The 22,715-nt window shown below is 48.3% G+C and carries 18 protein-coding genes; 5 read left to right on the top strand and 13 right to left on the bottom strand.

Features of this window, described 5'->3' with window-relative positions:
- Positions 1–257: 257 nt before the first annotated feature.
- Positions 258–557 (bottom strand): hypothetical protein, encoded by a 300-nt coding sequence (locus tag H6G50_RS23715; RefSeq protein ID WP_190722078.1) that lies wholly within the window; start codon positions 555–557, stop codon positions 258–260.
- Positions 558–637: 80 nt separating this feature from the next.
- On the opposite strand from H6G50_RS23715, the gene H6G50_RS23710 reads away from it, so the two are divergent.
- Together H6G50_RS23710 and H6G50_RS23705 are read left to right on the top strand one after the other, a co-directional pair.
- The gene (locus H6G50_RS23710) at positions 638–1,477 is read left to right on the top strand and encodes an MOSC N-terminal beta barrel domain-containing protein (protein ID WP_190722076.1); all 840 of its coding nucleotides are present in this window, start codon (positions 638–640) and stop codon (positions 1,475–1,477) included.
- 48 nt (positions 1,478–1,525) lie between these two features.
- Positions 1,526–1,891, top strand: coding sequence for a nuclear transport factor 2 family protein (locus H6G50_RS23705; RefSeq protein WP_190722074.1), 366 nt, complete (start codon positions 1,526–1,528; stop codon positions 1,889–1,891).
- A 199-nt stretch (positions 1,892–2,090) separates the two neighbouring features.
- On the opposite strand, the gene ppk1 is transcribed toward H6G50_RS23705, so the two are convergent.
- The 10 genes from ppk1 to H6G50_RS23655 all read right to left on the bottom strand — a co-directional run bounded on the left by ppk1 (position 2,091) and on the right by H6G50_RS23655 (position 18,270).
- The gene (ppk1, locus tag H6G50_RS23700) at positions 2,091–4,262 is read right to left on the bottom strand and encodes a polyphosphate kinase 1 (RefSeq protein WP_190722072.1); all 2,172 of its coding nucleotides are present in this window, start codon (positions 4,260–4,262) and stop codon (positions 2,091–2,093) included.
- A gap of 180 nt (positions 4,263–4,442) precedes the next feature.
- Positions 4,443–4,643, bottom strand: a complete 201-nt coding sequence (locus H6G50_RS23695; RefSeq protein ID WP_190722071.1) for a hypothetical protein — start codon at positions 4,641–4,643, stop codon at positions 4,443–4,445.
- Between the two features lie 108 nt (positions 4,644–4,751).
- Positions 4,752–5,354, bottom strand: a complete 603-nt coding sequence (locus H6G50_RS23690; protein ID WP_190722069.1) for a superoxide dismutase — start codon at positions 5,352–5,354, stop codon at positions 4,752–4,754.
- Between the two features lie 364 nt (positions 5,355–5,718).
- Positions 5,719–5,958, bottom strand: a complete 240-nt coding sequence (locus H6G50_RS23685) for a UPF0175 family protein (protein WP_190722067.1) — start codon at positions 5,956–5,958, stop codon at positions 5,719–5,721.
- A gap of 150 nt (positions 5,959–6,108) precedes the next feature.
- A complete protein-coding gene (locus H6G50_RS23680) occupies positions 6,109–14,439 on the bottom strand; it encodes a type I polyketide synthase (protein WP_190722065.1) in 8,331 nt (2,776 codons plus the stop codon).
- A 438-nt stretch (positions 14,440–14,877) separates the two neighbouring features.
- On the bottom strand, positions 14,878–16,119 hold the full coding sequence (gene ctpB / locus H6G50_RS23675; protein ID WP_242032966.1) for a carboxyl-terminal processing protease CtpB: 1,242 nt from the start codon (positions 16,117–16,119) through the stop codon (positions 14,878–14,880).
- A 335-nt stretch (positions 16,120–16,454) separates the two neighbouring features.
- Positions 16,455–16,919: an NUDIX hydrolase gene (locus tag H6G50_RS23670; protein WP_190722061.1), complete on the bottom strand. Its 465-nt coding sequence runs from the start codon at positions 16,917–16,919 to the stop codon at positions 16,455–16,457.
- Between the two features lie 89 nt (positions 16,920–17,008).
- On the bottom strand, positions 17,009–17,392 hold the full coding sequence (locus H6G50_RS23665) for a hypothetical protein (RefSeq protein ID WP_190722059.1): 384 nt from the start codon (positions 17,390–17,392) through the stop codon (positions 17,009–17,011).
- 218 nt (positions 17,393–17,610) lie between these two features.
- The gene (locus H6G50_RS23660) at positions 17,611–17,769 is read right to left on the bottom strand and encodes a hypothetical protein (protein WP_190722057.1); all 159 of its coding nucleotides are present in this window, start codon (positions 17,767–17,769) and stop codon (positions 17,611–17,613) included.
- 303 nt (positions 17,770–18,072) lie between these two features.
- Positions 18,073–18,270, bottom strand: a complete 198-nt coding sequence (locus tag H6G50_RS23655) for a hypothetical protein (RefSeq protein ID WP_190722055.1) — start codon at positions 18,268–18,270, stop codon at positions 18,073–18,075.
- Positions 18,271–18,375: 105 nt separating this feature from the next.
- On the opposite strand from H6G50_RS23655, the gene H6G50_RS23650 reads away from it, so the two are divergent.
- Positions 18,376–18,804, top strand: a complete 429-nt coding sequence (locus H6G50_RS23650; protein ID WP_190722053.1) for a PPC domain-containing protein — start codon at positions 18,376–18,378, stop codon at positions 18,802–18,804.
- A 20-nt stretch (positions 18,805–18,824) separates the two neighbouring features.
- On the opposite strand, the gene H6G50_RS23645 is transcribed toward H6G50_RS23650, so the two are convergent.
- Complete coding sequence (locus H6G50_RS23645) at positions 18,825–20,093, bottom strand: hypothetical protein (RefSeq protein ID WP_190722052.1); 1,269 nt, start codon at positions 20,091–20,093, stop codon at positions 18,825–18,827.
- 160 nt (positions 20,094–20,253) lie between these two features.
- On the opposite strand from H6G50_RS23645, the gene H6G50_RS23640 reads away from it, so the two are divergent.
- Positions 20,254–21,855, top strand: a complete 1,602-nt coding sequence (locus H6G50_RS23640) for a gamma-glutamyltransferase family protein (RefSeq protein ID WP_190722050.1) — start codon at positions 20,254–20,256, stop codon at positions 21,853–21,855.
- 67 nt (positions 21,856–21,922) lie between these two features.
- The gene (locus H6G50_RS23635; RefSeq protein WP_190722048.1) at positions 21,923–22,258 is read left to right on the top strand and encodes a translation initiation factor; all 336 of its coding nucleotides are present in this window, start codon (positions 21,923–21,925) and stop codon (positions 22,256–22,258) included.
- A gap of 44 nt (positions 22,259–22,302) precedes the next feature.
- Here H6G50_RS23635 and H6G50_RS23630 read toward each other — a convergent pair whose 3' ends face one another.
- Positions 22,303–22,605, bottom strand: coding sequence for a hypothetical protein (locus H6G50_RS23630; protein ID WP_347239991.1), 303 nt, complete (start codon positions 22,603–22,605; stop codon positions 22,303–22,305).
- Positions 22,606–22,715: the final 110 nt, after the last annotated feature.

Raw genomic sequence — 22,715 nt, 5'->3', positions numbered from 1 at the left:
GAAGCACTAGCTCAAGCTTATGCTCAAGTGACTGAGCAGGATTTTCGTAACTGGTTTACACATTGCTGTTACTGTACCTCACTCACGTGAAAAACGCTATATATTCAAGAAAAGCGCGATCGCCTTGGAAATCTTTACTTTAAAGTCTACGATCCGTACAGCAAAAGCGCTCGTGTTTTCGATCGCGAAAGTGAGGTTCGGACTTGGCTAGAGCGGCGTTACAATTATTAGAGGCTATCGATTAATCGCGGTATCCTTTACTGAAGAGAATTGCGTTGCCGCAACCAAGTGCGGAATTCTTGAATGAGGAAATTATGATTCTTAGACTGCTGTCCTCGTTCGAGAAATTGGTTTAAAGTTTGTGAGGAAATTAAGGGAAATATGCGACTAGATTCTTGCTCGATATATTTCCCATCTGATAATTGGAAAATCGTTAAGACTTGGCGACGATAGCACCAGGTTTCCGGCACTCCCATTGTTTGGTGGAGAACGACAAAAGGATAATGCAGAACCTTTTCCGGGGGAAAGCGATTGATTGTTTGGGTTGTCTCGACCATCAGCGCTTCATCCCAAGCCAGAGCGGTTTATAATCACTTCATGATTATAGTTTACTTCCCGCGATCGCGAGAAAGCTTTTATGCAAGTTCAGTCGCTATTTATCTACCCCATCAAGTCCTGTCGCGGCATTCCTTTAGAACGCGCTTCTGTTACTCTTAAAGGGTTTGAATGGGATCGAGAATTTACGATCGCAGACCCCGCCGGAATGTTTATCACTCAGCGTCAATATCCACAACTCGCAACGCTTCTCGTTCGCTTTGAAGGAGAGACAATGGTGTTAGGGATTGACGGGCAAAAGAGCGAGCCTTTTTACCTCAATCCGACTTTAGAAGGGAAAGAAACTCCCCTGCAAATTTGGCGAACCCAGACGCGCGCGATCGACCAAGGAAATGAAGTTGCTAACTGGCTTCAAGCTGCTTTAAAACTCGAAGGAAACTTTCGCCTTCTTCGCCAATCTCCTCAATACCCTCGCCCCGTCAATTCTCAATATGCAATTCAAGGAAATGAAACCGTCAGTTTTGCCGATAGTTATCCCTTCCTGATTGTGAATACTGCTTCCCTAGATAATCTCAACCAACGTTTAAAGCAAAAGTATGGCGACGACTCTCAAAGCGTTCCGATGAATCGTTTTCGCCCCAATCTCGTTATCGAATCCAACGAAGCTTTTGCTGAAGATAACTGGGATGCGCTTCAAATTGGCGAACTTACTTTCGATTTGGTGAAACCCTGCGATCGCTGCATTGTTACGACAACCGATCAAGCCAGCGGACACCGCAACGAACGACAAGAACCCTTGAAAACATTAAGCACATTTCGCAGATTTAGTCAAGCTGGAATTCTGTTTGGAGAAAATGCAATTCCGCGCAGTACGGGGGAGATTAAAACGCGCGATCGCGTCACAATTTTAACGCCTTCGTAAGGTGATAAACGCACTCGTTTTTAAATTGTACAACCTACCCTAAAAAACATGAACTTAGCAGAACAATGGTTTGATGCTTGGAACCGTCACGATCTCGAAGCTATCTTATCGCACTACGAAGAAAACATCGAGTTTTCATCTCCCTTTATCGTTAAACTTCTCGACAATCCGAGCGGCACAATTTACGGGAAAGCGGCATTACGAGACTACTTTAGTAAAGGTTTAGTCGCCTACCCCGATTTACATTTCGAGCCGATTCAAGTGCTTTCTGGAGTTAACAGCCTCGTTCTCTATTATCGCAGTGTTAACAATCTCCTGGCTGCCGAATATATGGAAACTAGCGATCGCGGTTTAGTCTGCAAAGTTTCTGCCCACTACTCCCAAGAGAGTGACAAAATAATTCGTAATTCGTAATTCGTAATTCGTAATTTTAGGTCACAAGCCTCTAATTTTAATTTAAGTAGGGGGGTGTAAAAATTGATGTGAAGCTGCATAGAATGAAAAGTAGGGTGTGTTAGCGAAGCGTAACGCACCGTCATCCTGAGAATTTAGGAGAGTTTATTCTAGGCAACGCAATCTTATACGAATTATGTTGACAGCTAGCTTCATCTAACTATTTCATGCCCGACGACATCGCTGCCATTTCCCGAATAATTTGCTGCGCGTTTTGCACTTGCTGTTCCGATTCCGGTTGGCGTTGAATGTACTTACCATCCGATTGTAACTCCCAAGCTTGACGATTGTCTGCAAGCATTACACCGAGAATTTCTTGCAAATCTTTACGAATTTCAGGATCGTCAATTGGAGTTACTGCCTCAACGCGCCGATCTAAATTACGCGGCATCCAGTCCGCACTGCCGATATAAACTTCATCTTCGCCATTATTGTGGAAGTAAAAAATGCGCGAATGTTCGAGCAAGCTGCCGACTATACTAATGACGCGAATATTTTCACTGAGTCCTGCAATACCCGGCCGCAAGCAACAAATTCCTCGAATAATTAAGTCAATTTGAACGCCCGCTTGGGAAGCTTTGTAGAGGGCAGCAATAATTTTTTTGTCTACAAGGGAGTTCATTTTTACGACAATTCGACCGCTATTACCGTTGTGGCAGTGTTCGATTTCTCGGTCAATCATTGCCGTTATGCGATCGCGCATATTGACCGGAGAGACTAACATCTTACGATAGGAGCGTTGACGCGAGTAACCCGTAAGAAAGTTAAATAGATCGGTTAAATCTGCGCCTAACTCTTCTTGGCAGCTAAATAATCCTAAATCCGTATATAGTCGTGCGGTTTTCGGATTGTAATTTCCCGTCCCGATATGAACGTAGCGGCGAATTTGTTTATCTTCCTGTCGCACGACTAAGACGATTTTCGTGTGGGTTTTTAGCCCCACCAGTCCGTAAACGACGTGAACGCCCGCCTGTTCCAACTTTCTCGCCCACTGAATGTTATTTTCTTCATCGAAGCGGGCTTTAAGTTCGACTAAGGCGACAACCTGCTTGCCATTTTCCGCCGCCTCAATCAGCGAGTCAATAATGGGTGAATCTCCCGAAGTTCGATACAATGTCATTTTAATCGCAAGAACTTTCCGATCGCGAGCCGACCGAGCGATAAACTCTTGAACCGAAGCGGTGAAAGATTCGTAAGGATGGTGAACCATGAGGTCGCGATCGCGGATAATATGAAAGAAACTTTTTCCTTCTTCGCGATCGAATGTTGCGTTTGTTTCTGTACTATTGAGAGCGCGCTGCAATCGCAACGGAATTGCCGGAGTCCAGGGTGCTTCTTTTAATTCTGGGAGCGGCAAATCCATAAAGAAAAACAAGTCATTCAATCCCAACAAACCTTCGCTCTCGTAGACATCTTCATCCCCCAAATGCAGCCCCCACATCAGCGTCGAGCGCACGCTAGCCGGCATCGAATTCTGAATTTCTAGCCGTACCGAAGAACCGCCCAGCCGCCGTTTTTTACGCAACTCTTGTTCGATAGCCAGCAAAAGATCGTCAGCTTCGTCTTCTTCTACGGTTAAATCTGCATTGCGCGTCAGGCGAAATGGGTAACATTCTTGAACGTTCATCCCCGGAAACAAAGCATCTAAATTATGGCCGATGACTTGTTCGATGGGAACCCCCATCCAAACCGTGGGCTTTTCCGTTTCGCTCGCATTATAAAGTTCTTCGGGTAAAACAACAAAGCGCGGTAAAATTTTGGGGACTTTAATACGGGCAAATAGTTCTTCTTTCGTTTCGGGATCTTGAACCAATACGGCAAGATTGAGACTGAGGTTAGAAATGTGAGGGAACGGGTGGCTCGGATCGACGGCTAAGGGAGTTAAAACGGGGAAAATATGGACTTCAAAAAAGTTGTGTAAATGCTTGCGTTGCTCGAGACTTAAATCGACATAATTGGCGAGAATAATACCTTGTTTTGCTAACTGCGGGCGCAACTCTCGCTCGAAAGCGCGATCTTGTTGCTGGACTAAGGGCAGGAGGCGATCGCGAATCGCTCGTAATTGTTCTTCCGGCGTGCGTCCGTCTGATGTCAGTTTGATTACTTTTGCTTCGACTTGTTTTTTCAGAACTGCTACGCGCACCATAAAAAACTCATCGAGATTTGCACTAAAAATCGCGAGAAACTTGAGACGATCGAGTAACAATGTTCGCGAATCTAATCCTTCGGCTAATACTCGATAATTAAACTCCAACCAACTTAATTCTCGATTAAAGTAATATTGAGGATCCTCAACATCAACTTCAGCAGCTTTGGTTTTAGTTTTAGGCATAATTAACCCATTACTTCCATACAAGAATTTCTCGAACAACGATCGATTGTCTGTCGCTCTCAGATTCCCCCTCCATCAGGATGCTGGGGGGATAGCACGGAAATTTAGGAGGAATAAATCCCTGCAACATTTGTCGTCGAAGGAGTATCTAAAAGTCTCGCTATCCCCCCGAATTGCTTTTTAGACTCCCTCATATTCCATCCATTCATCGCCTAAATTCATTAAGTCTTTGTGCAGTTCTTCCAGCGCCTCAATATATTCCTCTGGCGAAAGTTCCGATCGCCGCTCTTTTAGTTTAGTTAACCGCAATTGCAAGAGCATCCAAGGTTTACTCATGGCTTGGGTTGCTTCGATATAGAGCGCCAGTTCTTTGCTATCCATTCTGTTAATCTTGCTTAATAATTAAAAAAGAAAAAAAATAGAGATAGATACTATTCTACCTCTATTTTATAAGCTAAATCAAACTATTTTGAAATTCAGCAAGCGAGATTAGCTAGCAGCAGCTAGATTCTCAGCAACAAAATCCCAATTAATTAAATTGGCAACAAAATCGTCAATGTAACCCGGACGGCGATTTTGATAATCGAGGTAGTAGGCGTGTTCCCAAACATCCATTGTCAAAAGGGGCGTTTGTCCTGAAGTCATGGGGTTTTCAGCATTCCCCGTCTTCGTGACTTTCAGCGTGCCGTTGTCGAGAACTAACCAAGCCCAACCGCTACCAAATTGAGTCGCGCCAGCGTTTTTGAACTCTTCGACAAACTTGTCAAAACTGCCAAAATCTGCATTGATTTTATCAGCGAGTTCGCCGCTCGGAGCGCCGCCGCCGCCGGACTTCATGCAGTTCCAGTAGAAGCTGTGGTTCCAAGCTTGAGCGGCGTTGTTAAATAAGCCCGCTTTCGAGGAATCGCCAGCAACCGCCTTGATAACTTCCTCAATCGACTTGTCTGCCATATCCGTTCCTTCTACGGCTTTGTTGTAATTCGTTACATAAGCCGCGTGGTGTTTGTCGTGATGGAACTCGAGGGTATTTTTGGAAATGTAAGGCTCGAGAGCCGTGTAGTCGTAGGGCAATGCGGGCAATTCGTAAGCCATGTCGTGTTTCTTCTCCGTCTTCAAAAGAATTGACGTTCGATACCCCCTAATCAAAGGGGTTTGAGTTGCGATCGCCTCTCGAACGCTAAGTCTATAAAACTTAATCTAGTAGATCTTATCGTAAAAGCGCCGCTACGGTTTCTTCCGTTTGGGGGATGGGGGGATGGCGCTTCGACTTCGCTCAGCGTACCAGGTGAGGGGGTGAGGGGGTGAGGGGGAGAAATAATGACTTCTCCAAAAATATATTTCAGTAAATTAAGATGACCCACTTTAGCGAGTTCGCTAAGAGGTGTTGTATCGAGTCTGACAATTTATGATTGTCAGACTCGATATTCTGTAGCAGCGCGACTTCTCGTTCTAAATTTTATCCAGTCATCGTTTCATCGAATAGAGAGATACTATAGCTTCCCATTGAGTCAATCAGTTCGACGCGAGGGATATCTAGCAGTCGGGCTGCTCGCCCTGTACTGATATCGCCATACTTTAATAAGGTCATCATGTAAGCTTCTTTCGCTTTTCGTTGGGCTTCTAAGTGATGTTCGGCAAGAATTCCAGGAATAACGAGATCGAACTTTATCTCAGTTGTTAGGGGCTGAGTTTCCATTAGAATCGAGCTTAAAGGCAGGTTTGATTAAATGACAATCGCGTTTCCAAGATTGCTGGGTTATGCAGTATTTAGCAAGTCTCCTTTTTAAGGTTAAAAGGTTGTTATCGCTAACGATTATACTTGCGATGCGAGCAAGCCACAGTCCCCCTACCCTCTGGCAATTTTACGAATAATTTCGGCGATCGCTGCTGCTGCTTCGAGGTGCAAATTATGCCCGCCCGGTAGCACGATTTTAGCTGCTTTTGCCATCGCTTGTTGCTGTTCGGCGAGGTCTTCGGGGCGGTTAAAGTCGCTGCGATCGCCGTACACTAAAGTAATCGGGGCTTGAATTTGCTTTAATAAGCACAGATAGCGATTTCTGTCAATGCCGTTGTAACCAATCCCGGCGCGGGTTCGCAGCAGCGCATCCCAGCGCCAGCGCACGCCACCTGCTACGGGTTCGGTAATGCGTTCTGCGAGTTGCAGGGCAAAGGATTCGCTGAGGGCGGGGGTGGCGAGGCGCAATCGGGCGGCGGCGGCGGCGACATCGGGGAAGACGGGATGCTGCGGCGGCGTGGCGAGGTAGTTGAGGTGGGTGGCGAGTTGTTCGACGGCTTCGGTTTCTCGGACTTCGGTGGGGAGAACGGTTTCGATGAGAATGAGGTTCTGCACCTTTTCGGGACGAATGCTGGCGTACATTGCGGTGAGAACGGAACCGAGGGAATGTCCGACGAGGGTGAAGGGACGTTCGCCCTGTTGTTCGACGACGCGATCGATATCTGCGAGGAAGTCTAGTAAATTATAGGATCCGCCGGGGCCGACGCGATCGCTCCGGCCGTGGCCGCGCAAGTCGGGCGCAACGACGCAATACCCTTGCCTTGCCAGGGGTTCGGCGATATCCCGCCATGCTGCGCCCTGTTCGAGAATGCCATGTACGCACAGAATCAGGGGGTTTTCCGGTTCTCCCCAGCGACAAACGCAAAGGTTGAGTCCGCGCGCGTCGATGAATTCTTCTTGCAGGGGGATAGGTTGGGTTTGCTCGCGCGGTAAGTCGTAATCGAGCGATCGGGCGACTTGCTGTGTGGTTTCGGAGAGCGGTTGCGGCAATTCGATGGTTTGCCAAGTGTCGGCTAGTTTAGCATCAATGCGATCGCGCTTCAAAAAGTTCGGATCCCCCACGGACATCGAACGTTCTTTCACGCCATCCGTCATCCGTTTTCCTTGATAGGGTTCGAGTAGCGCTTCATTGTAAGGAATCTCCAGGAAGTCACAGAGTTTTTGCATCTCAACTTCGGGATTTTTTACCAATGCTTCGTAGTGCAATAAGTAATGCCGTTCGGCTTCAATGCCTTCAAAAAACTCGATAATATTTTGATTGCTCTTCGTCCAAATCGATTCTGCTAGCTGGAAAGGATTTTCTTGTCCCGTTCCTACGAGTTTATCCATCCGCAGGCGGCAGAAAGACTCGATGACGGCGTAAGGATGGCGCGCGAGATGGACGTATTTAGCACCCGAAAACATTGCTTCGGCGCGTTCTAGGGTTTCGCGATGGAAGGCATACGTTGGCGATTTGTCAACCAATAATCGCTCGCCTGCTAAGGTTTGCAGTTGGGCATAGACTTCGGGAATCGAGCGATTTTCGGCGGTTAATTTTGCGACTAAATCTTCGGCTGCATCGCCATCCATGCCTTGTAATTCCATCAGCGCGCGCTGCAATCCTTCGCCGAGGTGAGAAAGTCCGAGTTCGCTTTCTCGTTCGCCCATCGTATCGAAGGGGAGTAGGTGTAATTCCGGCGGCGAGGCTAAATCGGGATGTCCGGCAAGCATGACGCGCAGTAGGGTAGAACCGGCGCGCGGACTGGAGAGAATGAAGGCAATTTTGGGTAATTTTCGATCGAGTTGCAGTTGGGAGGGTTTGGGGGGAACGGCGGTTGAAATCGTCGTTATTTCTGGTGGATTGGTGGGTATAACCGTACCGATATCGTGGGTTTTCGCAAATTCGACGGCGAGATATTTGGCAAGAATTTCGATTTTCGGGCGTTCGTAGAATTCGCGGGGGTATAACATTAAGTCGAGATCGGTTTTTAGGCGATCGACGGCTTCCATTACCATCAAGGAATCCATGCCTAAATCGAGCAAGCTTTCACTCTTAGAAATTTCTGTACCATTGAGTTGCAGGATTTGGGCGAGGGATGTTTGCAGGTATGCCGTTAAGTAGGTTTCGCGTTGAGTGGGGGAAAGGGCTAAAAGTTCTGCGTAAATCGCTGCGGGTTGGGATTTTAGGGGTGCGCTGGTTTGGAAGTTTTGGAAATAAGGAGCGCGCGCGAAGTTGGGGAATTGTTGGTGGAGGATTTCCCAGTTCGCTTGCCAGATGCCGATTTGCGGTTGGGAAGTCGAAAAAACGCTATCCAGGGCGGATAAAGCGGCCTCAATACTAATTGGTTCGAGTCCTTTTGTTGATAGCCGTTTTTGAGTTGCCATCCCCGTTAAAAGCGGCCCGAAGTTGATGCTTAAAGCGGGTAATTGTTGGCTGCGACGGTAATGCGCGATCGCGTCGAGGAAGGCGTTCGCGGCGGCATAGTTACCTTGCCCCGGAGAGCCGAGTACAGAAGCAACAGAGGAGAAGAGAACGAAGAAATCGAGGGGGATTTCTTGGGTAAGTTGATGTAAGTTCCACGCACCTCTGACTTTAGGCGCAAAGACTTTCTCAAATCGTTCCCAGGTCAATCCTGCCAGTAAGCCATCGTCGAGGATTCCGGCGGCGTGAACAATTCCGCGTAAAGGCGGTAGATGGGTTTTTACTTCATCTAAAACGCGCTTTAAATCGGCTTCATTGCTAACATCCGCTTGGAGAGAGATAACTGTAGCACCGGATTTTTGCAAACGCGCGATCGCGGATTGTACTTCGGGTTTTACTTCACTTCTGCCGAGGATAACTAAATATTTTGCGCCTTTTTCTACCAGCCAGCGAGAAACCTCCAACCCCAATGAACCCAATCCGCCGGTAATTAAATAAGACGCATCGCCCTGAAGGGAAACTGAGGAATTTTCCGGTTGTTCGGCGCGTTGTAGGCGAGAAACATAGCGTTTGCCATTGCGGAAAGCAAGACGAGTTTCTCCCTGACTCTCCAAAAGCGCGGCGGCGAGAACTTCCCCTTCATTTCCTGCCACTTCTGAGGGTAAATCGATAATTCCCCCCCAAAGTTCTGGATATTCTAAAGCAATCACATTCGCCATCCCCCAGAGGATCGATTGAGCGATGTTATTGCGTTCTCCTTCCGGGAATACGATTTGCGTCCCGCGCGTCGCCACCCAAATTTTTCCTTTCAAGTTTTGCTGGTAAAGCGCTTGCAGTAAATGCAGCAATCCCTCACCGCTCAACTTTTGTTCGCTTTCGATCTCTTTTAAGGAAAGGGCGGGTTTTTCAGTCACTCCCCAGAGGTAGATAATCGTACAATCCGATATAGAATCTTCGGCAACATCGCTTAAAAGTTGCTGGAAGTCATTGGGATTGCTGGGGTTAATTTCCCAGGAGGAGGAATCTTTTTTGTAACGCTCGCCGGGATAAACTACCCAGCAAGAATCGCCAATTTTTTGAAGCGATTGAAGAAGGGTTTTATCGTGGTCGGCGTTCGGGGCAAAAATGAGTAAAGATTGTCGTTCTATTTCTGCTGCGGTTGATTGTTTCTCCTCTGGTGCTAGTACCCATTCTTCTCGATAAAACCAATCGCGGTGCGCTTTTTCGTGAATTTTTAAGGTGGGGGCGGCGATGCGATCTCCCGTTGCTTCTGGCAGCCAATAACTCTGGCGCTGGAAGGGATAGTTAGGTAAATTTGTCAAGCGTTGGCGATCGCTTTTTCCCTCGAATTGTTGCCAATCGATATTCGCACCGCGAACCCATAAAGCTGCTAAACTCGCTCTCATTTGCCACCCGTCTTCTCGTTTCGGATGCAAACTCGGCAGCCATGAGAGGGAAGAATCATTAAGGATATTCTTACCCATCCCGATTAACGTCGGCTTGGGGCCAATTTCTAAGAAAATTTCATAGCCGCGATCGCGTAAAATTTGAATGCTATCGGCGAAGCGGACGGGTTGGCGAATATGTTGCACCCAATATTCGGGCGTAGCGATTTCTTGAGAAACAAAAGTCCCGGTTAAGTTGGCGGCTACTTCGAGCGTTGGGGGGAAATACTCAATCTCCCGCGCGATGCGTTCAAAGTCGGTAAGCATCGGTTCCATTAAGGGCGAATGGAAGGCATGGGAGACTTGCAGTTTGGTTGTTTTAATCCCGCTTTCCTGCAATCTGGCAATTGCGCGATCGAGGGCTTCTTTCTCTCCCGAGATCGTAACGCTTTGGGTTCCATTAATCGCCGCGATCGCGACTTCATTTTCCTCCCCTACAATCGCCGCCGCAACGGTTCCTTCATCCGCCATCACCGCAGCCATTCCGCCATTTCCCGGCAACGCTTGCATCAGTTTTGCGCGATGGGAGATTAATTTTAACCCATCTTCTAAGCTAAACACGCCCGCCAGACAAGCAGCGACATATTCGCCGACACTATGCCCCATCACCGCACTCGGTTCTATCCCCCAAGATTGCCACAATTGCGCGAGGGCATATTCAACGGAAAATAATGCGGGCTGCGTGTAATAAGTTTGAGAAATTTCGCTCGCATCTGTCTCGGTTTTGGGGTATAAAATATCGAGGAGCGGTTTTTCCAGGTACGGCTGTAAAATTTCCGCACAGCGATCGATCGCGGCTCGAAAAATGGGTTCGTTTTGATAGAGTTGCTCTCCCATTCCGGCATATTGCGAACCTTGTCCGGTGAAGAGGAAAGTAATTTTTGGCTTAGCGCTCGGAGCGACGGTATTTTTAAACGCCGCAGTTGTATCTTTCCCTTCCAGAATTGCTTCCAACTCAGCTTCGAGTTGCTCGCAAGAAGGGGCTAAAATAGCCAAGCGATGGGAAAACTGCGTCCGTCCGGTATTGGCAGTGAAACAGAGGTTTTGTAAGTTAACTTCGGGACGAGCAGTAATATAGTTATGGTAGGCGTTCGCTAAATCGGTTAACGCCGCCTCATTCTTGGCAGAAAGTGTGAGCAAAGAAACCGTTTTTGCTCCTTTCGCTGCTTCTGATAATGAATGACTGATAACAGATGACTGATTACCCCGATACTCCTCAACAATAACGTGAGCGTTCGTCCCGCCAAACCCAAAAGAACTGACTCCCGCCGCGCGCAACTTATCGCCCTTTTTCCAATCCACAATCTGCGTCGGAATTGCAATGGTACTCCCCGTTAAATCGATGTGCGGATTGAGGGTTGTAAAATGGAGATGGGGTGGAATTTCTTCAGCTTGCAGCGAAAGAATCGTCTTAATCAATCCCGCAATTCCCGCCGCTGCTTCTAAATGCCCGATGTTGGTTTTTGCAGAACCGATATAAAGGGTTTGTTCCGCAGTCCGTTCCTGCATTAACACCGATTTTAAAGAATTTACCTCAATCGGATCCCCTAACGCCGTTCCCGTACCGTGCGCCTCGAGATAATCAATCTCCCCTGCAACCTTTCCCGATCGCTGCAATGCTTGGCGAATTACCGCTTGCTGGGCGTTTCCATTCGGTGCGGTTAAACCGTTACTGCGCCCGTCTTGGTTAATCGCCGAACCGCGAACCACTGCTAAAATTGTATCGCCGTCGCGCTCTGCATCGCTCAAACGCTTCAGAATCGCCGCCCCGCACCCTTCGCCCCGCACGTAACCATCCGCCTTTGCATCGAAGGTTTTGCAGCGTCCGTCGGCTGCCATCATTCCCGCTTGGGTAAAGGTTTGGGTTAATTCTGGCGATAAAATCAGGTTAACACCGGCCGCGATCGCGCGATCGCATTCCCCCGCCTGCAAGCTATTTACCGCTAAATGTACCGCCACTAACGAAGAAGAACAAGCCGTATCGACGCTCAACGAAGGGCCGCGTAAATCGAGATAATAAGAGAGACGATTGGCAGCAATACTGTGAGCATTTCCCGTTCCCGAATAAGCATCCGGTTCCTGTTGCGTTTTTAAGCGCAGTTGCGAGTAATCGCTGCTGCTAATCCCGACAAAAACGCCCGTCGCACTGCCCCCTAGTCGTTCGGTGGGAATGCCTGCATTTTCTAAGGCTTCCCAACTCACTTCTAAAAGTAAACGTTGCTGCGGATCCATCTCCCGCACCTCGCGCGGCGAAATCCCAAAAAAATGCGCGTCAAAGCGATCGATTTCCGTTAAAAATCCGCCCCAATCTTCCCCTTCCCAGCGCGCGCTCGCCGGAGAAATCGCATCTTTCCCCTCGCGCAATAACCGCCAAAATGCCTCCGGGTTGCTAGCTTGGGGGAAGCGACAGCCGATACCGATAATGGCAATCGGTTCGTTAAAAGCTGTTTCCGCTCGCACCGAAATATTTAATAAACCTTCTTCCGAATTTTCTCCACTCAGGTATTGCGATAACTCCTCAATTGTGGGATAATCGTATGCAAGAGTCGGCGATAATTTTCTGCCCAAAAAATCTTCTAAATCGGCGGTTAGACGCACGGCTTGAACTGAATCTAACCCATAAACTGCAAAAGACTCCCTCGAATCGATTTCCAGCGGAGAAAATCCTAACCTGGCCGCAATATTTTCAATCAGCCAAGCTTGAATTTTTGCCGTTTCAGGATTAATTTTTGGCTGCCTTCTCGTCGCCTGTCCGCCGTCCGCTGGCAACTGCTGTACGGACATTTTATGAAACGTCCCTACTGATGGCGGCTGACTGATGACGGCTTTCTTCCATTCCCCGACAACATCTAAAGTTCCGGCTAAATACCCCGCCTTGCAAGCATGACGCTGAATTTTTCCGCTGGAGGTTTTCGGAACGCTGCCGGTTTTTAAAAACGCGATCGCGTCAACTTGTAACTCATGGTGTTGCGCGATCGCTTTACGCACCGCCTGCCCCACCTCTTCCCCATTCAACGAACGAATGCTGCTGCGTTTCACCTCATAAGTAATAACCAGCCGTTCTTCGCCCTCAACCTCCACCGCAAAAGCCGCCCCGCAAGCTTCCCGGATCGCATCATGACTCGCTTCAACCGTCGCTTCAATATCTTGAGGATAATAATTGCGCCCTCGGATAATAATTAAATCCTTAATGCGCCCCGTCACGAACAACTCTCCCGCTTGCAAAAAACCGAGATCGCCCGTGCGTAAAAACGGCCCTTCGCCCGTCGCCAAATGCGCGTTAAACATCTCCTGGGTCAGCGTTTCCCGCCCCCAATAACCGCGCGCAACGCTCTCATTTTTAACCCAAATTTCGCCAATTTCCCCATCCGAACAAACCTGAAACGTATCGGGATTGACAGTAATTAACTGCCCTTCAATCGCCTTCCCACAACCCACTAACAGCGTGCTACCTTGCGCCCCATTCCCAACGGGAACAACGCGATTTTCTTCCAGCGCTTTACTCTCAAAATTCTGTAAAATCGGCGCATCTTGTTTCGCACCGCCCGAAACAATTAAAGTCGTTTCTGCCATCCCGTAACAAGGATGAAACGCCTCAATGCGGAAACCGCAGGGACGAAAATAATCCGCGAACCGCTCTAATGTTTCCGCGCGCACGGGTTCAGCCCCGCTAAACGCCAACTGCCAACAACTCAAATCGAGCGTATCTCGCTGTTCCGGCGTAATTTGGTTAACGCAAAGATCGTAAGCAAAATTCGGCGCGCCGCTCGTGGTGACGCGCTCGCGCGATATCGCCTGCAACCATCTTAACGGACGCTGGAGAAACGCAACCGGCGGCATCAAGGTCATCGAAGCGCCCACAAAAACTGGCTGTAAAATCCCACCAATCAGCCCCATATCGTGATACGGCGGCAACCAAGAAACGCCCTTACTCTCCGGCGTATCCTGAAAACAGCGATTGATTAAACCCGAATTGTGCATCAAATTGGCATGACTCACCATCACGCCCTTGGGATTGCCCGTCGAACCGCTGGTATACTGCAAAAACGCCAGACTATCGGCGCTGGGGTGGTGGGGTTGCCAATCGCTTGCCTGCGCTAAATCAAGACTATCCGTCGCTACGCAAGAAAGCGTGCGGGCAGAATGCGTCAATCTGCCTTCTACACTCTCCATCAAACCGCTCGTCGCTAGGGCAAACTCCGCCCCCGCATCTGAAACAATCGCCTGCAAGCGCTCCAAGGAACGATTCGCACGAGGCGGGTAGGCGGGAACGGCGATAACGCCCGCATACAAACAGCCAAAGAACGCCGCAATAAACTCCAATCCCGGCGGGTAGAGCAAGAGCGCCCGTTCTCCCGTCGCATTTAACGAATTCAATCGTACCGCGATCGCGCGCGCCCGTTCGTCTAACTGTCGGTAAGTGAGGCTCTCGGCTTCGGTTTCTCCGTCTGGTAAAAAGGTAAAAACGATTTTTTCCGATTGCTTTGAAGCTCTGTAACGTAGTAAGTCTACAAAATTGGAGAATTGCCCAGTCATTGATATTAATCGATGGTGTCCGAGTCCGAGCGCGCACCTTTTCAGTACCGAAAGAGGAGAAGGCCTTTTCCCATTATAGGTTTACGGCTTCCGTTCCATCCTCTACCGAGAGAATCCTCCGCGAAACCGCACGCACAATCGCGATGGTTATACCCTAACTGCGAGCGAACCGTTCCCCGCGCTCTCTGCTCTTTATCATAACTCAAACACTTTGTCTAGGGGAGAACGCAGTCAAATTGAGGGCAATGCGCTTCCCTCAGAACTGTTTCCATCGTCGCAAAAAAGTTTGCATACTGAAGGACGGATGACTAACCAACGTTATCAATGGTCCATTATTAATTATTCAATACAAATCAAAAATTCCGCTCTCCTTTGCCAGGAATAAGCGGAATTTTTGTGGGTACAATCATTCAAAGCACAGAACCGTAGCGCTGAACTTTATTGCTGTTGCGTCGTTGCCAGCCCTCCTGACGTTGCCGCCCGATTTTGTCCCAAACGAATATTGCTTAGAACGCTCACGGCTCTGGCATATTGTTCGTCCCGTCCCGTACCTTTTAAAGCGGTCGGAATTTCTTCGCGCGAGTCGAGTTGAATATCGGGGAGAATGCCTTTTTTATTAATATCAATCCCGCTAGGCGGATAGTAGCGAGAAATCGTCACCGCCAAACCGGAACCATCCGATAGGGGATGGACGGATTGCACTAAACCTTTGCCAAAGGTGCGCGTGCCGACAATCGTAGCGCGCTTGTTATCCTTAAGCGCGCCCGCTAAAATTTCGCTTGCACTGGCAGAGTAGCCGTCAACGAGGACAACAAGCGGTAAATTCGTAATTGAGGTGCGATTGGCCGAAAACTCGCGATCGCCGCCTTTGCGATCGACCGTCCTTACAATCGGGCCATTTTCAATCCACATCCGGGCAATATCGACACTCGCGAACAGCAAACCGCCGGGATTTCCGCGCAGATCTAATACAAACCCTTCTACCTTGTCCGCTTCTAACTTCTCCACCGCTTTTTTCATCTGCTCGGCCGCATGAGAGCTAAACTCATCTAAACGCAGATAGCCGATGCGCATTTGTCCTTCTTGCTTGAGGCTCGAATGCAATACGGGAACTTCAACTTGCGCGCGTTTGAGCGTAACCTCAAACGGAGTTTCAATCCCTCGTGAGACTTCCAACGTAACTTCAGTCCCTTCCTCGCCGCGAATCAATTCCGAAGCTTGTTCCACTGTCATCAGCGTTGTCGGTTTGCTGTCAATTTTCAAAATTTTGTCACCCGTTTGCAAACCCGCCTCGCTAGCCGGAGAATTATCTAAGGGTTCGACAACGGTTAGCACTTGGGTTTGTGAGTTAACTTCTAAACGAAGCCCGATCCCCGATAGTTCGCCAGTGGTTTGATTGCTGAGTTCTTCAAATTCTTGCGGATTGAGAAAGCGCGTATAAGGATCGCCGAGGTCTTTAAGTGCTTTACGAATCGCAGAGTAAGCTTCTTCTTGCGAGGTATAATCTTGCTTCAAAAGTTCGGTGCGAGTCGCCAACCATTCTTCTTGATTGAAGTCGTAGCTGATGAACTCGCGGTTAATAATTTGCCAAACTTCATCGACAAGGGCTTTCGGACTCGTTTCCAAGGTGGCTTTCGCTGAAGAGCTTAAAGCGGGCGCTAAGAGCGATGAGGCTGCCAAGAGTGCAATCCAGACTGGGGATCGCTTCGGGCGCGCGGGGATCGCGAAAAAAGAGGGAATAGAGGCCAACAATCTGCGCGGGTGTTTCATAGACGGGTTGGGGAATCGTATTTTAAAAACCTGACGAATAAATATATTCTGAGAAATTTCAAGGGCGATAGAGCGTTCTGAGGGCGAGCGCTCTATTCAACAAAATAAGTTGACACTCTTTATATTTTCCCGATTTTTCTGACATCCGCTTGCAAGATGGAAGTCATTGCTAAAATAGTTGCGCCTTTAGCGGTCAATGCTGATGGGGGTGACACTTTCACCATTGTCCTCTGTTCCCACGCTCTTTAACTGGGGGTTTCGCGAGTTGGAAGCAAACCGCTGGCGAGAAAATCGAGAAGAATTTGCCGGTGAGTGGAACCTAAAGGTCTGACTTGTCTAGCTCTGGGTGAATAAAAGTCGCCGCGTTCGATATCATCGGGTGCAAGGAGGGCCATATCCCAACCTTCACAAAGGATGAGGCGATCGAGAGCAACCGTTAAAGGGGCATGGAAAACATGACGAATAACCGCAGTTTCGCAGTAACGTCTAAATTCAAGGGGTTCTACTGGTAAAGTATAGCGGATTTCTTCGTGTAGCTCTCGTTCGATTGCCCGTGAGGGCGTTTCGCCTGAATCAAGATGACCTCCGAAGAAAGCCCAGCAACCCGGGTAATAAATGCCTGGAATATCGTCGCGCAATTGCATCAAAAAACGCCCCTGCTGGTAAAGAATTGCAACGGCGACCGTGCGCTGACCCGATCTTTGAGACATAGGAATGATGAATTATGAGTTATGAATGATGAGTTATGAGTTATGAATTACGAATTACGAATTACGAACTACAAACTACGAATTACAAATTATTTTTGACTGGAAAGTCTCTCTAATTCTTGCACGTAAACTTCCCCTACCTTCCGTCTCCCGATCGCAATCTGTTTGTACTCCTGCCCGCCTTGAAAGAGGATATCTGTTCCTGTCGGGGGTAAAACTCGCTTGGTAACGACCCAGATTTGACCCGTTTCATCTTGCAGCAAGTAAGCCCCTCCTTGCAAAAAGGGGGCTTGGCGAACGACCTTCCCTTGTAGCAGTATCGGCTTCAGTTTGCGTTGTGCTGGAAATTTCTTGAGGCTTTTAATCGGTGTAGTCTTTGGGTTCTGGGTTTTGTCGGGAGATAAGTCCTGACATCCCCAAAGCAGGATAGAGGCTAGGATAAATAGGCATTGCCGGGTAGCTGGCTTTAACATTTCCGATTTGCGATCGCGCACGCATCATCTTCAACAATCTACCCTAATCCCTTTCCGCTCCAACACTCTACGGTATTTGAATTGCTAATAGGACTGGAGAGTACGGATTGCACTCTGGCCACTCAAAAGGAGCAGTTCCTTCGCTCGCTACTATTACAAAAGGCGAAAGTTCTGCTCGGTGAAGATATTGGTTTTTTCGGTCTTCAAAGTTAATCTTTTTAATTACGCCCGACGGGACGAGAGCGCTCGACACTTAAACCCTGAATTAAACTTTGCAAGTTTGGAACTTCTTGATGGCAAGACGGACAATACCAAAAAATTCGTCTGTTGCTAATGTGACGAAGCATTTGACCGGAGCAAAAAGGGCAGTTATTCATGGGTCTTAAAGGGTTTTATGTTACTCTACTCTTGAGTTATTTTTACTCAAAAGATTTAATTTTTAAATCCAACAATTTTAGTTTAATGTTAGCGAGAGGGAGTAGCATCTATCTAAGGGGAGAGATGCTTGTTTGAGGGGAGATACGGCTGATATCGAATAAGTTCTTACAGGGGATCGCAAAGATCGCCTTTCCAAAAGTTCGATATTAATATCGTATTCCAGGGATCGAAAGGGATTAGCAACGCACTTGGGTAAGCAAAAATAGTCCCACCGCGATCGCGATCCCCTCCCCGCTGCTAGATTAAGCCTTCTTTTGAGGCGGGAACTCAGGAGAGGACGGGTTTTGCTCGCTGCGAACGCACAAGCTGGACTTAACGCCCGCGATCGCGACGGTCGCGATCGCTGTAACAATGGCAGTATCCCAATAAGAGATTCGCCACAGATTCAGAAACGCCAGGAAAAAGCCCAAATAAAATAAAGTTGCGCTGCTAAAAGTCATGTTGAGTTGCCTTACGTTGCGGGGACATCTAATAACAATGAGGAACAGTACCTATAAATTCTTCGTCTTCATAAATTTGTTGGCTTAATTGAGGCGAAATTTGTTATGGCGCATCGACACTTCAAAGCTTACGAACAAATTGGTCTAGCGTTTGGGATCGGTCTGATGACGCTCGCACCCTTGGGGAGTTGTGCCTCAGCCCGAGCGGCAGATATTCAACCAATTTTACAAGTTCAAGGCGCTTTGGAAGAGGGTGACAACGTTCTGGATGAGGATAAAAGTTTGTACGATGTTCACAACTTTCAAGGTCGTGCGGGTCAATCTGTAACTATTTCTGTAGACAGTACGGATTTCGATACTTATGTGTTAATTGCTGATGACAATGGCAAAGTTCTTGAAGAAAACGACGATTTGAGCGAAGATAATAGTAATTCAAGACTTACCCTGACCTTACCTCGCGATGGCACTTACCATATTATTGTTAATGGTTACGAGTCAAAAGATCGCGGTCGATATAATTTAACCGTCAATTAATCAATTAACAACAAACTGCTTTATTCATTTTTCCGAATTCTCTCGATTTGCGTTTGAAAATACGCTTCTCGATAGGAAAGCGATCGCGCCAATTGTAACCCCGACTCAAAAGATGATAGTGCTTGCTGGGGATCGCGGCGTTGGAGGTGGGCTAAACCGATGCGGTCGTAGGTATTCATTAATCCGTAGCGATCGCCAGATATCGTTTGTACCTTCGCCTGCTCCTCGTACACCTGAACTGCAAAATCGAGTTGGTTATGCTGTTCGTAGAGTTCTGCAAGTTTCTGTAGGGCTTCGCTGGCGCGAGCCATTTGTTTTTGCTCCCAAGCAAGGGTAAAAGTAGCTTGATAAATTTGGCTGGCTACTTCGGCGCGATCGAGAGCTTCATACTTTTGGGCGAGGGAAATTTGTGTGGCTAAAAGTTTTGCAACATCCTGTTTCTTTTGATAGCTCGCTCGCAATTGCTCCCCAATTTCTACGGCTTTTTCAAGCAAAATCATCTTGACATTTTCTCGCTTTTCTGTTTCGAGGGAACGATCGTAAATATAAGCGAGTTTTTCCAGGTAAGTAAACGTATTAAAATCGTCAAACTGTTGTCGAGCGATGCCGAGAAGTTGCTCGTAAACGAGGGCTGCCGACGGATAGTCAAACCAAGTCAAATAAAGTTCGCCCTGCGCTCTTAAAGCCCTTTCAACAGTGGGCATATCGTTTTCGCGACGTGCATTTTCTAAGATTAAATTGTAGGTTGCCGCAGCCGCTTTAAACTCGCGGACTTGCTCGTAAGCTGTTGCGAGAGCGCCCAGAATTGCTTGGTCTGTTGCGCCTTCGGTTTTAACTTCAGCCTCAATAACATTTAAACGTTTAGTAATAATTTTAATATCCGGACTGCGGCTTTCTTGCCATGCAATATTTCCCACCCTTCCCAAAGCTTTCACTTCTTCCAAACGTCCTAAAATTCGCCACAAACGCAGTTCCCGATACCAAATCTCAAAAGCAGCATCCCCATTTTTTGCTGCAAGTTCGGCAACGGCACGAGCGTTCAATGCGTCCAAGTCTTGCTCGAACTTTTTAATCCGCAGCGGCGAAAGAAAGCCTTCAGGAGCTAGAGGATCGGGGGGAGCGATCTCGAGGGGGCTAGGCGGTTTTTCATCGGAGTCTTGCGCGAGGGCAGCGGATAGAAAAGATAGGGGCGATCGCGCATCAAAAACTGCTCCTCCAAGGTTTGTTCCCAGTAAGGCGAAAAATACCCAGAAGAAGGTTAACTTGAAAGGCGATCTTTTGAAGTTCATTGCGCTTTTTGATTCGTAAATTGTTATTGGAAAAAAAGCAAGTGCTACATGGCACCTTTTCCAAAATCTTCAAGACGCGATCGCAGCAAAATGGTTGCCGCGTCCCCTCAATCGCTCAAAATAACGGATAATTCATTTGCAACCCCCGGCTCGAAAGTCAATGAATTTCCCGTCTCTGTTCGATTATCCCTATTCTTCCACGCGACGAGTCATTTTGGGCAGTCGGGGAGCGATCGCTACCAGTCAGCCCCTAGCAGCGACAGCGGGAATGGAAATGCTGTTGAAGGGCGGTAATGCGGTGGATGCAGCCGTAGCGAGCGCGATCGCGCTGACGGTGGTCGAGCCTACTTCTAATGGTATCGGTTCCGATGCTTTCGCGATCGTTTGGGATGGCAAAGAACTACAGGGTTTGAATGCTTCGGGGCGCAGTCCAAAACACTTGGAGCGTACCGACTTCTTGTGGAAAGAGCGCATCCCGGGATTGGGCTGGCAAAGCGTCACGGTTCCGGGCGCAGTATCGGCTTGGGGCAAACTCTGGGAGCGTTGGGGGAGTTTGCCGTTTGAGGAACTGTTTGCACCCGCTATTCGTTATGCAGAGGAAGGCTTTCCTATCTCTCCGATGACGGCGCAAGCATGGAAACGAGCCGAAAAAACTTATCTACCCCTAACCGAGCCAGAGTTTCAGCCCTTTAAAGAAGTCTTTTTTCCGGGCGATCGCGCGCCGGAGGTGGGGGAATTGTGGGGAAGTCCGCTACACGCTCGCACCTTGCGCGCGATCGCGTCGGCGGGGGAAGAGACATTTTATCGCGGCGAAATTGCCGGCGCGATCGCGGATTTTGCCGCAGCGACGGGCGGTTATTTGAGCCGAGAAGACTTGGCGGTTCATACTGCCGAATGGGTACGCCCCATTTCTACCACTTATCGAGGGTTAACTGTATGGGAAATGCCTCCCAATACCCAAGGAATTGCAACTCTCCTCGCTCTCAATATTTTAGAAGGTTTTGAGTTGGGGAACTTTCCCCGGGAATCGGTGGAAAGCTTGCACCTACAAATTGAAGCGATGAAGCTCGCTTTTGCCGATCTTAATCGTTACATTGCCGATCCGAATTTCCTTGAATTTCCGATCGAACAATTGCTCGATAAAAGCTACGCCGCCCAACGCCGCCAACTGCTTAAATTGCAAGCGATTAACAACGCCGAACCCGGTATTCCCGATGGCGGTACGGTGTATCTTTGTACGGCAGATCGCGACATGATGGTGTCGTTTATTCAATCCAATTTTTCGGGGTTTGGCAGCGGAATTTTAGTGCCGGGAACGGGAATTGCCTTACAAAATCGTGCTTCTGGGTTTACGCTCGCGGCGGGACATCCGAATCAGTACGCGCCGGGAAAGCGCCCTTTTCATACCATTATTCCCGGTTTCCTGACCCAAGACGGCGAACCGCTCGGACCGTTTGGCGTAATGGGAGGACAGATGCAGCCCCAAGGGCATTTACAAATGGCGGTGAATTTGGTGGATTACGGGCTTAACCCGCAAGCCGCGCTCGATGCTCCCAGATGGCGTTTTTTGACGCGCGATCGCGTGTTGCTCGAATCTCGCGTCCCCGGACAACTAGCCTCCGCTTTAGCCGAACGCGGGCATAATGTCGGTATTACCGCGAATGTTAGCGAATTTGGTAAGGGTCAGATGATTTTGCGTTGGGGCAAGGCTTTGGTGGCTGCCACGGAATCGCGAGCCGATGGGTGCGCGATCGTGTTTTAATAATGAATAGTGAATAGTGAATAATGAATAATTGAGGGTTGTAAATTTTTAATTTTTAATTTCCCAAATGTCTGCTTCCAAAAAACGGATTGTTTATCAAGAATTTGGCAACGTTGAGAATGAAGCTGCGATCGCGCGAGCCGTTCCCGAACTGCCGCCCCAACAGCAACAACTGCGGGTTCAAGCCTCCCGTAAAGGGCGTAAAGGGAAAACTGTTACCGAAGTCACTGGATTTCAATGCACGCCCGAAACCTTAAACCAATTGCTCAAACAGCTTAAAACTCAATGTGGAACGGGAGGAACGGCTAAAGATAATATGCTGGAACTTCAGGGAGAACACAAACAGAAATTAGTCGAGTTGTTAACGAAACTAGGGTATAAAGTTAAGATGAGTGGCGGGTAACGAATCATCTAAATTATGAGTTATAAACTATGAATAATGTATTGCTAAAATCGCGCGATCGCCCTTCGTTGAGTCGCATTCAGCGCGACTCCCGGACGAACAGATTGCAAATACGCTTCAACGTTTTCCTTATCCCAGCCTCGCAAGATTAACACCGCTGCTGCCACAGTTGCAGAGCGTCCGTATCCCGCCGCACAGTGAATATAAGTTTTCCCCTGCCAGGTAGAAATTGTCGCAGCAAGCTCTCGCAAAACAGAAACAGGTAGGCAACCCGCATCTAAAGTGGGAACGCAGAGATAGGTTTTGCCCGCGCGTACCGCTTTCGGTTCGGGAAATTCCGCCGTCAGATCGACTAATAACCCACATTCCGCACGACAAATAGTAGCCCTCTGTGCGACATAGCTCGGCCTCGGTTTCTCACGCTCTGATACCGAGGTTTTTCGCCCTTTTTAGAATC

Source organism: Oscillatoria sp. FACHB-1406 (assembly GCF_014698145.1).
Classification (GTDB): Bacteria; Cyanobacteriota; Cyanobacteriia; order Cyanobacteriales; family Spirulinaceae; genus FACHB-1406.
Note: the sequence above shows the minus strand (reverse complement) of the source record. Positions and strands in the feature narration are given on the sequence as shown.